The following is a 13,301-nucleotide window of genomic DNA, read 5'->3' as shown; positions in this document are numbered from 1 at the left end:
CGGATCGTCGCATCCCGTGAAGTGCCTTCCCTCGCCATGATGGTGGCCAGCGCCTCGAACGCACACGACGGGAGCCGGACGTTGGTCTCCGTGATCTCCATACGGCCAGACACACCGCCATTATCAAGACTGCCTCGGCCCCGGCACCCACGTCCGGCCCTTCGCAGGACCGGAAGATCCCACTTCGTGGCCTTCCCGAGGGTCTGTACTGCCGTCTCCCGAGCGTAGACCGGCCGGGAAACCTCCCCGGCCACGGCGGCCCGGCGCTCGGTCGTCGGTCTCTGCACACCGCAGGCGCGGCAACGGGAAACCCTCGGGGCACCACGCCACCGCGGCCAGGCTCACCCGAGTCCGAGCGGCGCGCGTGCGTGGCCGGCCCTCAGTTGCCGAGGACACACCTCCCTGCCCATCCGGGTCTGCGCCGCACACGGCCTTCAGCGTTCCCGGTGGACGCCTCGTAGAAAGGCGGGCACCGATGCCCACGGGCCCGGGATACTTCGGGGATGCCGAAGATGGATCTCGAAGCCGTACGGACGGCGCTGCGTTCCCACGACCCCACGGCGCTGCTGGAGTTGCCCGAGGGACAGTGGCTGGACGCCAAGAAGGCTTCGTACGAGATGCGTGATCCGCACGCGGTCGAGGAACTCGCCAAGGATGTCGCGGCGTTCGCCAACGGGGGCGGCGGCATCATCGTCGTGGGGATCACCACGCGTCTGGAGCACGGGCGGGAGATTCTCGACAAGGCGGTCCCGGTCGAGCGGTCGTCCGTCGATCTCGACCAGTGGCGCAAGCTGATCCGTCAGCACATCACCCCGGCCCCGCGCCGGGTGAGCGTGGAGTGGTCCGATGACGGGCAGGGCGCCTGCGTGGTCTACATCGACGTCCCCGCCCAGGATCCTGGGTGCCTGTTCGTGGTGGCGGCACCCACCGGCAAGAACGGCGCGCCCCGGACGGATACCATCGCGGTGCCCGTCCGTGAGGCGGACGGCACGCACTGGCTGCCGCGCACCGAACTCCAGCGGCTGCTCTCCCGCGGCGTTGCTGCTTCGGGGATGCCGACAGCCCAGGCACTCGCCGAGCTCCTGCGCGAGACCGTGACCCGGGCGCAGCCGGAGCCCGCCCCGGCCGGGCCACAGATCGGGCAGGGTCTGCCCAGCCGCCGGCAGGAGATCCGCGAAGCCTACGAGCAGTTGCGCACCGCCGGGCTGGGCCGTCCGGTCGGCGAGGCGTACACCCGCGGTCCCGCCGCCCTACAGGAGTTCGAGGGCGGGGAAGGGCAGCCCGGATGGGTGCTGTGCGTGGTGGGCGGCCGAGCGCCGGTCGCGGTGGCCCAGCCCGTGTGGCAGGCCATCAGGGCCGCCGGCCGGGACGGTGCGGGCGGCCATCCACTCGCTGTGGTCGGCTATCCCGTCCCAGGCGCTGACCGGGCCGACCGCCGCAGCCCGTGGGCGGTGCCGCCGGACGCCCAGAATGTCGATCTCGACGGCGGCAGCTGGGGAGCGGGCCAACTCGTACGGTCGGGGCGGGGTGTGTGGCGGTGGGAGCCGGCCGAGCGGCTCGGCTTCATCGTGTCTCGGTACTCCCCGGAACTGGACGGCGCAGCAGCCCGCCCCGCAGCTGCGTCTGCGGGCGCTGGTGACCTGGCCATGGACGGACACGGCCGGCCTGCAGATCACCCCGGGCAAACGTCAGGACCTTGAACGGGCTCTGCCCTACAACGCGCTGGCCGGTGCGGTGACCATTCTGTCCCAGCGCCGAGGCGCCGAACTCCCCGCCGCCCACTGGGACAGAGGACCCGGGCGCAATTCCCCCACAGCCCTGAGCTATACCAGCACCATCACGGCGGAGGGCGGCCGCCGAGCCGTCTCGGCAGCGGTCATGATGTCGGTGGGGGAGACGGTGGTGACCTGCGCCGACGTCCTCATCGAGGACGCCTCCGCCTGGGCCGCCATGCTCCCGGGCGACACGGGAACGCAGTTGGGCCTCGCCGACGTACAGGCCCTGCTACTCGCTGCGTGGGAGAGCGCCGCAGAAACGCTGCCCGAGGCCGTCGTGGACCCGGCCCGGATGCAGTGGTCCGCGCCACCCATCACGGAACTGCGTCTGAGTGCCGAAAGCCCCCACGACCAGCCCTCCCCCGGCCTCGGGACGCTGATCGACCTGGAGGCACTGGGCCCCGGGGAGGACGGTGGCCGGCCGGAGATGGCCATCACGATCACCAAATCGCCCACCATGCACCGGCAGGAGCGCCAGGCCGTTCTACGCCGGGCACTGGTGCACATGGCACGGCACTTCGGTCACGTATGGGCCGAGGAAGAACTGCTGTAAGACGGTGGCGTACCCGCCAAGCAACAACTGCGAGGCAGGCAGGGAGTCCGGCCCTTCAGTGTGGCCCGCACCGCGAGCACATCGCCCACCCAGTGATCGCTTGCGAGCCCCGGCACGGCGCGCAGGAGATCAATCAGACGGCGCTGACCGCGAGCACCGCCGTCTGTTGCCCATCGTCACCCGCCACGCATGTCGCCACCCGGTCACGCTCTGGGCGTCGTGTCTGACGAGTCGCGCGGGTGGCCGCCCTCAAGTACCCAGTGAGGCGGGCGCCGTCGGGCGTGGTGGGTCCTAGGATGGACGGCAGGGCAACGGTGGGGGCGGGGGTGGCCTGTGGCGCAGGTGCTCGTTGTCGGTATCGGCGACTTCGACAACGTGGAGGGCCACGGGGACGAGGACTTGCTGGATCCGCGTGCACTGGAGCAACTGCCGTCCGTGGCACCGGCCGTGGACGGTTTAGCCGCCCAGATGGCGAAGGTTCCGGGCTTGACCGTGCTCGGTGGCGGTGCCGTGCACGACCTGGAGGCCCGGGAGCTCATCCAGGTATGGCGGAACGCGCGGCGGACGGCGCGGGAACGCGGCGACGGCGAGACCCTCATCATGCACTTTGCCGGACACGGCGTTGCCGGCAGCGGAGACCACACACTGTTCCTGGCCACGCGGGACAGCGACCGCTTGAACATGGCGTGGACGGCACCGCAGGTTGGCGGGTGGCTGGCGGAGGTGGAATCCGATCTAGGCGGGGCGCCGCTGTTGCTACTGCTGGATGTGTGCGGTTCCGGCCGCACGGTGATGCAGCAGATCTTGGAGGGCATCCGAGCACAGGAGCGCCGAGCCTGGGTCATCGCCGCGTGTGCGCCCGACGAGAAGACCTATCAGGCGCGTTTCACCACGGCGGCAGGCACGGTGGTGGAGCGGCTGCGGGAAGGGCGACTGGATCTGTCTCCGGCGCTGCGGCATGTGCCGGTGGAGACGTTGGCGCGGGAGATCGACCGTGAGCTGGCGAGGTCAGCGGTGGCCGACGATCGTCCGGCGCAGAGTGTGCTGCGTACGGTACATCCCGAAGCGCACGTGGAGGTGCCGCCGTTCCTGCCCAATCCGTCCTACCGCGAAACACCGGGCGGCCAGTTCCGGCAGGCGGTGGAGACAGGGCTGTGGCAATTCGCCGCTGCGGTCGACCCGGCTCTTGATCCGCTGCACTTCATTTCCCGCGCGTCCGGGACACCGCAGCAGCAAGACATCGCCCAGGGGTGTTTCTTCACGGGGCGAGAGGAACAACTGAGCCGGATCAAAACGTGGCTTGAGGGAGACGGTCAGCCGTCGCTGATGGTGGTAACGGGCAGTCCGGGGTCGGGAAAGTCAGCGCTGCTGGGGGTGGTGGCGTGTCTGGCTCATCCGCAGCTACGTGAGGTGACGCGTCAGATCGCCACGGCAATCCCCCGCCACGTCCGGCCGGAGCTCAACCCGGATGTGGCGGCGGTGCATGCTCGTCAACGGGGTCCCAGCGAGGTGCTTTCGTCCGTGGCGTCGCAGCTGGGGCTGGGTGAGGAGCCCAGCAGGGGCTGGACGGCCCGGTCGGTGCTGGAGCGGATCGCTGTGCAGCGGGATACGCCAGTCACGGTCATTGTGGATGCCCTCGATGAGGCGTCGTCGGACATGGCACTCGTCTCCGAGGTCCTGCTGCCGCTGGCCCGTACTCGGCGCCGCTCGGACGACTTCGGCGCGTCCGGCAAGGATCCTGTGCTGTGCCGGGTGCTGATCGGTATGCGGCCGTGGTGGGACCGGTATGCCGCTCTGCTGGACGAGCTGGAGGGCAATGCTCAGCTGCTCGATCTTGACGACATCCCCCTCGCCCAGCGGACGGCCGAGCTGACCGGCTACCTGTGCGATGTTCTGGAGACCTCGCCCGTCTACAGCGGCCCCGGCACAGGGGCATTGCGGGCGATGACGGCCGAGACGGTCGCCATGCGGCTTGGCGAGCAACACAAGCGTGGTGCGTTCCTGCTGGCCTCGCTGTTCGCCCACTACCTCGTCCATCAGGATGTGGCGCCGCCGGTGGAGGAGGTCACCCAGCGGATTCCCGCCGACCTGCCGGCCATGCTGGATCTGCATCTGGACGTGCTGGAGCGTCAGCATCCTTGCACCTCGGCGGTCCTCGCAGCGGTGGCGCACGGCTACGGCCAGGGCATGCCGCTCGAGGTCGTCCATCACGTCGCCAAAGCGTTTGTCGGGCCCGGCGTTGCCGAGCCCGACCTCGTCGACACCCGCAACGCGCTGCGCGCGGCCGCGTTCTACCTGCGGTTCAGCACCGACAGCGACGGCCGTCACCTGTACCGCTTCTACCACCAAAGCCTGGTGGATCATCTCCAGCGGAGGCATGCGGGGGTGAGCCGCTATGAGATCTTCGTGCGGGTGCTGGACACCGTGCCGGGGCCTGATGATTTCTCTGCACGCAGCTTCGGCCTAGCGCTGCCGTATGTGCTGCGACATGCCGCGCAGTACGCCCGGGAAGCCGGAGCCCTGGATGCGCTGCTGCTGTCGGCGTCTTTCCTGATCAACTGTGATCCCCAACTGCTGTTGGGACACATGGATCCAGGCAGTGTGCGGGCCCAGTTCTCGGCTCTGATGGCCTATTCCGCGCTGTCGCCGCTGCATGAACCGTGGCAGCGACGTGAATGGCTGCGCCACACCGCGATCGTGTGGGGCGAGGCATGGCTGGTTGAGGCCCTGGACAACCTCGAGGAGCAGTCCGCCCAGCCGTTGCAGCCGCGGATCCTCAACTTCCGCTGGGGCACAGCCGAGCGGCAGTCCTCCCAGCCGGACGTCGTCAGCCACGCCGCTCTCGTGCACTGCTCCGGCCGCTGGCTGGCGGTCCTGGTCGACGAGGAGGGCGTGGAGTTGTGGGATGCCCGCGTGGGCGTCTTTCTGCGCCTGTTCTCTGAAATCCCGGCCGACTGCCTGCTGACCGCACTGTGCAGCGGCGACGGCCCCGACGGCCCGCTGATTGCCGCCGGCACCTCCGACGGTCAGGTGTTCGTGTGGGATCTCAACACTCAGGTCCTGTATACCCGTATTCGCACCGACGGCCACGCCATCGCAGCCCTGTCCATCGGCCATCTGCGTGAGGCACCCGCGGTGATGGCCTGCGGTGGAGGAGAAGTCACGCTCTACGACCTGTCCGGCCGCCGGATGGCATCGATGGATGTGCTCGCCAGCTGGCTGTGCGGCATGGAGGCAGACGAGAGTGTGGAGGACCTGTGGGAGCCGGACCTCGACATTACGGGATACGACTGCACGGCAGTGGCGGCCTGCGATCTTGACGCCTCACCCGTCGTCATAGCGGGCGCGGTCGACGGTGCACTCCATGTGTGGAACGTGGACGGCAGTCGGCACCGCACCTTCCCGGGCGGGTCGCAGCCAGTGACTTTGCTGCGAGTCCTGGACGGGCCGGGAGGGCCCTTCGTGGTCGCGGGTGCAGCGGACGGGGCACGTGCTTGGGATATCGGGACCGGTTCTCACCAGCTTCTGCCCGGGGCCGGAGCTTCTCCGACGGGGACCGTGCTGTTCGACCGTGCCGGGCGGCCCTGCTTCGTGTCCGCCGGCACCGGTTCCGCGGTCGAGGCGCACCGCCTTGACGACCCGCAGCCCACCAGCAGTCGCCTGCTGCAGATCCGGGTGAAAGCGCGCATCCTGGCGCTGGCGACGGATAGCCATCAGGTCGCTGCTGTGGGTATGGCACCGTCCGGGACGATATTCCTCTCGCACACCCAGGACAGCCCGGCGCCAGTCCTGGCTCCTTGGGCGGGCCACGACAGAGAGGTCGTGACCGTCGCGGTCGGTGCCGCCGATCCTCACGGCCGCGTCCCCGCCGTCAGCGTAGATCTCTCTGGCCATTTCCAGATCTGGGATGCCGCTACCGGCACGGCCGTGCTGTCCGGGGCCCTGCCCGGCATCACGGCTGCGGCCGCAGGCACGCTCGACGGTACGGGTGCTGTTGCCCTGGCGTGCACAGCCCGCGGGCAGAGATGCCTCGAAATCATCAATCTCACCGAGAACAGACGCCGCATCGAGTTGAGGGATTCGGTGGACGCCATGTCCATCGATGACACCGGCATCACCCCCGGCATCACGCTGCAGACCGCAGTCGGCATGTTTGTGCTCCACCCAGACGCTGAGCCCCCCACCTACACCTCTCTGCCCACCCTCGATGAGATGGACCCGCTGCCGGTGGCCTGCTACGCCCTTGCCCGCTGCAGTGGGCAGGACATCACCGTTGTCGCATACGGCAGCGACTCCCTGGCCAGGCACTGGGGACGCCTGACCGTGCATACACCGCCGGAGGGAACACGGGTCCTGGCAACGCTCGACGAGACCATCACGTGCGTGGCAGCCGGTCCGTGGGATGGCCGGGACGCTGTGGCCGTGGGAACCGAGAGCGGCGAGGTCATCATCCTTCTCCTGGCCACAGGCGAGGAATTGTGCCGCTTCCTGGCACACGACATCACTACCGCCACCGTCGATTTCGTGCACACCCAGGGCTCGGATCTGCTGGTGACGTCCGGCGAGGACGACTGCATCCGGGTGTGGGACCCCCAGCCCGCCGGCGGCCTGCTGTCGGAGACCAGTTTCCCCGACTCGCTGGCCCGCATCAGTGTCTGCGGCGACGGGGTCCTTGCCGGATTCGGCGAGCGCGTCGCCTTTTTCAGCTGGGCCGATCTGGCCCAACAGGCAAACACAGAAGACGAGATGGAAAACCGATGAGCAGGATCGTGGTCGTGCACGGAGTACGCAACTACCAGCGCGGCCTGAGCCCGCACGCAGCCCAAGACGCCCTCGCGGCGGCGTGGGAACACAAGCTGGCCGTCGGATACAAGGACGCACGCCTGGAGCACCTCGCCCCGCCCCAGATCAGCGCCGCGTACTACGCCCACCACCTCAACGACGCCGAGGCACAAGGCGCCGGCGATGATCTGGACCGACTGACCTTCGAAGAACAGCAATCAGTGCTGGCCTGGCTGCATGCTGTCGGCCTGCCGTCGGAGCCTGCGGAAGGCCAGTCCTGGGGCGGTCTGCCCCTGCGGCAGACCCTCGACCTCGTGGCCCGCAGACGCGGCATCGCCGCGCAGACCCTCGCACGCATCGCCGTGGCGCTGCTGCCCGAGGTATACCGCTACCTGTCCTCGCCGGCCCGCCGAGCCGCCGCCCGCCGGGAGGTAATCCAGGCAGTAGAGGCCTCCGGCGCCGACGTCGTCGTAGCGCATTCACTCGGATCCGTGGTCGCCTACGAGGCCCTGCACGACCATCCAGAGCTGGGTGTGAGCACCTTCATCACCCTGGGCTCACCCCTCGGGCTGCCCGGCGCCGTCTTCGATGCGCTCGATCCCGCGCCCGGAAAAGGCCGCGGGCAGTGCCCGCCGGGTGTTACACACTGGACCAACATCGCCGACGCCGGCGATCTGGTCGCCCTCCCCCGGCGCTTGGGTGACCGCTTCCCCGTCACCACCCACCAGGAACTGCACATGGCCATCGCCGACTTCCATACCCTCGGCATGTATCTGGCATCCGGTCTCACGGCCGCCGCGATCGCTCCACACTGCAGTTGACGCAGAGGTGCCTGATCAAGTCGGGCTCGCTCGCTTGCCCCTGTTGACGGATTCATGTGCTGCGTCGGGCGCGGCCCTCGGAGCCAGCGTTGTAGGTGCGGACACGCCCGCGGGTGCGGAGGGCGTCGCGCTGCGCACCTGATCCTTCCTGTCACGCAGGGTGACTCTGGTCGCTGAACCACGCGATCGTCGCACCGAGCGGGACTCTGGAGATCTCGAGCGCAATTCCTGCCAGCATCCCTGACCAGCGCAAACCAGTCCACCGAACTACGCAGCGATAAAAGAATCCCGTACCGATCACTACATTCCGAGACGATCACTGAACTCGCACCTCAGAGGCCCTACGGCTTCCGAAGTTCCTGAGGAAACCGCAGCTTAGAGCTCTTCCAGGCCATGGCAAGAAATCCTGAGATGATCACTAGATCCCCAGGTCAGCACGTCTTTCGCCTAGTGATCACTAACGGATTTGTCACTCGCCGTCGACAAAGGCGGCCTGCTCGCCGCTACCGCCCTGCTGCTCCAGTGGTCCCGCGGCTGGGTCGAACCCGTCGTACCGCCGCCCGAACCACGCCACATCGTCGCCCAGCAGATCCTCGCCCTGTGCCTGCAAGAACACCGCATCGGTGACAAGCTCTGGCAGGAATGGTGGGGCGGCCTAGCCTCCGGCTTTCATGAAGCGCGGTGTCCGGCAGGTGGTCGAGAAAGCAGAAAGCGCCCCTGACCTGCGACGATAGGACTTGCTGAGGGTCCTGTACGTGGCAGTGAAAGAGGCACTTCCCAGGTGAAGAAGAGTAGCGGGACATATCCGCGTGTCCGCGTCGGGGGCGGTGGCCGCGGGGCGGTCTCGCAGGCCGGGGCGGTGCTGCTGGTCGAGACAGTCCGCAAGGTGGGCCTGGACACCGCGATATCGGCGGCGCTGGCGCCGTGGCACAAGCCGCGGGCGGTGCATGACCCCGGCAAGGTCCTGCTGGATGTCGCGCTCGCGACGGCGCTGGGCGGGGACTGCCTGGCCGATGCCGAGAAGTACCCCAACGCTCAGCCACGAAGTGGCCCGGGCCCAGCATCCTGGTCGTACTCACACCGGCCACGGAAACCACACCCGAGGAAAGGCGCGTGGACTCAGGGCTCAAACTGGACGGCACGGCTGCCTACGCCGCAGTCCGGTCTCGGCTGCGAACCGGGCGAGTTCGGTCTTCCAAGTGCGGGTGCGATAGCCGTTGGAGCCGCCCGCATCGGCGGTGATCAGCAGTCTGCCGGCCGTTGGATAGGCGGCTTGCCCGACTCCGTTCCACCAGCGGCGGATCGACTCGACAGCGAACGCGGCGGTGTCGTGGTCGGTGCCCACGTTGACCCAGCCGGTGTTCGCGGCGACGTCGTAGATGCCGTAGGGCACCACCCTGCCCAGCTCGCGGTCGGGGAAGTCGTGGGTGTCGACCCGCACCGGCTCGCCTCTGGGCTCCCATTCACGGCCGTTGTTCTTGAAGGGGCCGACCAGTTCCTTCTAATGCAGTGCGTACGTGCTTCCGCACCCACTTGTTGAGGCGGGTCTGGAACGCGTGGAGCGGATGCCTCAGTTCCTTCTGACCTGTGAGGTCTCAAAGAAGACAGGCACCGTTCTCCACGGTGAGTTTCGTGGTGGTCTGGTGGGCGTCGGGATGACTCCGAACCCTCTTCGGCACGGCGATGCCTATTGAAAGACTGGCAGCGCCCGGCGTCCTCCGGCCGCCATGAAATGGCAGGCCCCCATCGGACGTTGATGCTCGTGGTGCGAGCCCGCCGCATGGTGACCTCCCGTTCGTCTCCGCGAGCCCGTGAGCTCTGGGCGAGACCGAGGCCCGTGCGGTGCGCTGGTGCCGCGAACGGCTTGTGAGATGGCGGACCGGTGAGTCCTGGCATTAGAGCGTCGCGTGGCCCGCATGCGCTCGTCACCAGCGCAGACAACCGAACGAAGGAGACGCATATGAGCGTGTTCTGCGGTATCGACTGGGCGGAACAACATCACGATGTCGCCCTGGTCGACGCGACTGGGCAGCTGATCGCCAAGGCCCGAATCCCGGACGATGCGGCCGGATACCGCCAGCTGCTGGACCTGCTCGCCGAGCACGGTGACACCGAGGCCGAGCCGATGCCAGTGGCCATCGAGACTTCCCGCGGCCTGCTCGTCGCGGTCCTGCGCACCGGCGCACGGCAGGTCTCCTCCGGAGTCGAGTTCCCGCATTCCTGCAGACACTGTGGCCTCACGGACACCGGCGGCACGGGCGACCGCTCTGATCCCGCCGTGGCCGAGGGACTGGGCTTCCGCCCTTATCAACAGGCGACGCTGCCGCTCGTCGAGGTGCGGCAGAATCGCCCCGAACTTGGCTGCCAGCACGGCCCGTTGCCCTTCCAACCCGCTCATGCCAGACCAACGAACCACCGAGCGGAAAGCCACGAGTTAAAGATCTGCACGCCCTAACAACGGCTAACACAATGGGGTGGATTGGCCCTGAAGGCCGTGCCTGGACGGCTTGCGCGACAGCTGCGAAAGCCACGGCGCCTGGCGGCCGCGTCATCGAGTAGCGCTGTAGCTCGTGGGATCTCCGATAGGGCCGACTGGCGTATGTCGACATGCCTCCACCGATGAACGCTGCAAATCTGTACCCAACAGTCACGAGGGGTGGGCTAGGGAGCGGTAGAGATGGCGCGCGCTGTGTGGTCCGGCTCCCTGACCTTTAGTTGGGTCACTTTGCCCATCGGGCTCGCGCCGGCGACAGACTCGCACGCGATCCATTTGCACCAGATCGAGCGTGGGCCCTCGGACCGTGTTCGGAATGCTTTCACGAGGGCCGACCTTGGCGTGCAGACGAAGTCCGAGCCGTATCAGCGGGCCGCCGACGCGAACGTCCCCGGACGCTCCAGCATGAACCTCGACGAGCTGCAGCGCGCCTGGCCCGTCACACCCGTACCCCCTGCCCCGGGGAGCAGTGTCGATGCGGCTCTGCGCCGTTCAGAGGTCGGGTGGTGCCCGTGACCGCCCCGGACCCGGGATCGGCGACCAGGACTGTGCGGCTTGTCCTGGTCGCCGATCCCGGGCTGGCCGCGGAGATCGCCCGGGAGCTGGCTTCCGATCTTCCCGACCGGCTCAGACGGCAGCTCGGTTCGCAGACCGAGTGGCAGGTGCGCACGGTCACCGCTCCGTTGGTCGCGGACGAACAGGTCGAAGTGTCCGACATGGCGGAAGTCGTCAGCACGCTGCTGCCAGACGACGACTGGGACCTCGCCGTCTGCCTCACCGATCTCCCTCGCCGCGCCCACCTGTCTCCGGTCAGTGTCGAGGTCAGCCCCGACCGCCGTGTCGCCCTGGTCTCGCTGCCCGCCCTCGGAGCGCTGGGTCTTCACCGGCGGGTGGCCCGGGCCGTGGTCGGCGTCGTCGGCCGGCTCGCCCCGGATATCGAGGGCCCGGCTCTGCCCGCTGTGCTCGGCCGCCGTGCCACCGGCGCCGAGAGAGCAGCAGAGGACTCCGGGCCCTGCCGGGGGGATCCGAACCGCTACGTCGTGCCCGGTCTGCGCGGCCACCTCCGCTTGGTGTCGGGCATGGTGCGGGCCAACCGCCCCTGGCGGCTGTTCACCACCCTCTCCAAGTCCCTGGCCGGGGTGTTCGCGACCGCCGCCTTCGGCATGATCAACACCAGCACGTGGCTGATCGCCGTCGGCCTCAGTTCTTGGCGCCAGGTGTTGATCGCGGTCCTGTCGGTAGGCGCTCTGACCGCGTGGATCATCATCGATCACGAACTCTGGGAGCGCGCCGGCGGGGATCTGCCCAGCGCTCGTGCCCGGCTCTACCTCTACAACCTCGTCACGGCCGTCTGCATCTCCCTGGGCGTGCTGTTCCTGTACGCGGTGCTCTTCGTCGCGCTGACCGCGGTCGCCGCCCTGCTGCTGGTCCCTTCCGTCTTCGGCCAGATTCTGCAGCAGCCCGCTCAGGCACACGACTATGTGGCACTGAGCTGGTTCATCACGTCCATTGCCATGGTCGGCGGCGCCTTCGGCTCCGGTCTCGAGGAAGATGAGGCAGTGCGCAATGCCGCCTACGGTCAACGCCACCGCGACCGTTGGAAAAGGCTGAGGGAACAAGGCGTCGCGCAACGGCTAACACAATGAGGTGGATTGGCCCTGGTCGCCGTGCCTGGACGGCGGGTTGAGCGTTGTGCGGGCCGTGGGGAGTGGATCGTGTCGGGTCCTGTGGGGGCGGATCGAGTCGCTGCTGCCGAGGAAGGAGCAGCGGTTCCGGTATCCGGGCTGCAAGCCGGTCCCGGACCGGCAGGTGCAGCGCGGGATCTTGTTCGTCCTCCATACGGGCATCCAGTGGGAACATCTGCCGCAGGATCTCGGCTTCGGCTCCGGCATGACCTGCTGGAGACGGCTACGGGACTGGAACGAGGCCGGAGTCTGGCAGCAACTCTGGCCCCTGCTCAAGGGAGCCGGATGTACAGGCAGCCACGAGGTATCGCCAGCCCGGGTGACGGGCTCGCTCACCCATTCAGGTGATGGGTATTCATTTAGCATCGACCTGAGATTCACCACCGGACCTGGTGGCGGTCAGCGGAACGGGTTCTCCGTCCCGCGGTCCGCCTCACTGGCAGCGTTGAGGAGCGCGGCACTGGCGAGGGCGTGGTATCGGCGACGCGTCCGGCGAGCGCGGTGCCGGCGGCCTGGCCGGCACCGATTGAGAGGATCAGCCACGCGTACGCCTCGCTGGTGCGGCCTGCGGGGGTGAGGGCATCGGTGGTCACATAGGCGCAGGCGACGACCACGGTGAGGAACGCGCCGGGCAGGCCGACCGCGGCGGTGGCCGCGTGCGGGCCGGGAAGGGCAGCGGCAGCCACCCGGCCAGGAAGGCGGCTGTACTGGCCAGGAGTTGGCGCGTGGTGGAGCCGGGCCAGCTCGCCGATGCCCCATTGCCCTGCGGCGATGAGCCGCTCGATCACGCCGCGGAGCCGGGCGGCGGTGACCGCGGTCGCATCGTCTGCCGGCCCGAGCCGGACAGCGTCCAGGAAGTCCGGCCCGGCTCCAGGACCGCGACGAAAGAGTAAGGCCAGCCCGGAATGAACTGCGAGGCCGTCTTCGCGCGGCCGTAGACGTGGCAGAACAACCGCTCCGCCGAGCACGGCGCGTTCGATCGCAGCCACAGTGACACATCGACGGCCAGCACGAGCCTGCCGTCGGGAAACCGCGGCAGCGGCATGTCTGCCAGCACCGTCCGCAGCCGTCGACGTCGATGCGGCCGTGGTTGAGCCCGCCGTACATTGCTCCGTGCCCACGACTATGCTCGGGCAGCAGCGTCAGATCCACCGGAGATTTCACCGCACCGTCCGCACACAACACCGCGTC

General features: G+C 68.4%; 5 protein-coding genes and 7 pseudogenes. 9 read left to right on the top strand and 3 right to left on the bottom strand.

The features are described from left to right. The first annotated feature begins 503 nt into the window (after positions 1 to 503). The 6 genes and pseudogenes from AB0M62_RS27735 to AB0M62_RS27710 form a co-directional block, all read left to right on the top strand. Positions 504 to 1,700, top strand: a complete 1,197-nt coding sequence (locus AB0M62_RS27735; RefSeq protein ID WP_366077030.1) for an RNA-binding domain-containing protein — start codon at positions 504 to 506, stop codon at positions 1,698 to 1,700. Beyond that, positions 1,636 to 2,328 (top strand): hypothetical protein, encoded by a 693-nt coding sequence (locus AB0M62_RS27730; RefSeq protein WP_366077029.1) that lies wholly within the window; start codon positions 1,636 to 1,638, stop codon positions 2,326 to 2,328. The genes AB0M62_RS27735 and AB0M62_RS27730 overlap by 65 nt, the downstream gene beginning before the upstream one ends. Before the next feature lie 333 nt (positions 2,329 to 2,661). After that, complete coding sequence (locus AB0M62_RS27725) at positions 2,662 to 7,089, top strand: AAA family ATPase (protein WP_366077028.1); 4,428 nt, start codon at positions 2,662 to 2,664, stop codon at positions 7,087 to 7,089. Next, positions 7,086 to 7,931, top strand: a complete 846-nt coding sequence (locus AB0M62_RS27720; protein ID WP_366077027.1) for a serine peptidase — start codon at positions 7,086 to 7,088, stop codon at positions 7,929 to 7,931. Before AB0M62_RS27725 ends, AB0M62_RS27720 begins: the two co-directional genes overlap by 4 nt. Positions 7,932 to 8,403: 472 nt before the next feature. Next, positions 8,404 to 8,589, top strand: a pseudogene (locus tag AB0M62_RS27715) (hypothetical protein); the annotation flags it as partial. A gap of 123 nt (positions 8,590 to 8,712) precedes the next feature. Then, positions 8,713 to 8,946 (top strand): annotated as a pseudogene (locus tag AB0M62_RS27710) (transposase); the annotation flags it as partial. Positions 8,947 to 9,087: 141 nt separating this feature from the next. On the opposite strand, the pseudogene AB0M62_RS27705 reads toward AB0M62_RS27710, so the two are convergent. Beyond that, positions 9,088 to 9,432: pseudogene (locus AB0M62_RS27705) on the bottom strand (ISAzo13 family transposase); the annotation flags it as partial. A gap of 459 nt (positions 9,433 to 9,891) precedes the next feature. Here AB0M62_RS27705 and AB0M62_RS27700 point away from each other — a divergent pair. Beyond that, positions 9,892 to 10,125, top strand: a pseudogene (locus AB0M62_RS27700) (transposase); the annotation flags it as partial. Between the two features lie 3 nt (positions 10,126 to 10,128). Here AB0M62_RS27700 and AB0M62_RS27695 read toward each other — a convergent pair. Further along, positions 10,129 to 10,329: pseudogene (locus tag AB0M62_RS27695) on the bottom strand (ISAzo13 family transposase); the annotation flags it as partial. A 608-nt stretch (positions 10,330 to 10,937) separates the two neighbouring features. Here AB0M62_RS27695 and AB0M62_RS27690 point away from each other — a divergent pair. Continuing rightward, entirely contained in the window at positions 10,938 to 12,071 is a 1,134-nt protein-coding gene (locus tag AB0M62_RS27690) for a hypothetical protein (RefSeq protein ID WP_366077026.1), read from the top strand. Between the two features lie 91 nt (positions 12,072 to 12,162). Beyond that, positions 12,163 to 12,372: pseudogene (locus tag AB0M62_RS27685) on the top strand (transposase); the annotation flags it as partial. A 481-nt stretch (positions 12,373 to 12,853) separates the two neighbouring features. On the opposite strand, the pseudogene AB0M62_RS27680 reads toward AB0M62_RS27685, so the two are convergent. Next, positions 12,854 to 13,301: pseudogene (locus AB0M62_RS27680) on the bottom strand (transposase); the annotation flags it as partial.

Source organism: Streptomyces sp. NPDC051219, from assembly GCF_040682335.1.
In the GTDB taxonomy this organism is placed as follows: domain Bacteria; phylum Actinomycetota; class Actinomycetes; order Streptomycetales; family Streptomycetaceae; genus Streptomyces.
Note: the sequence above shows the minus strand (reverse complement) of the source record. Positions and strands in the feature narration are given on the sequence as shown.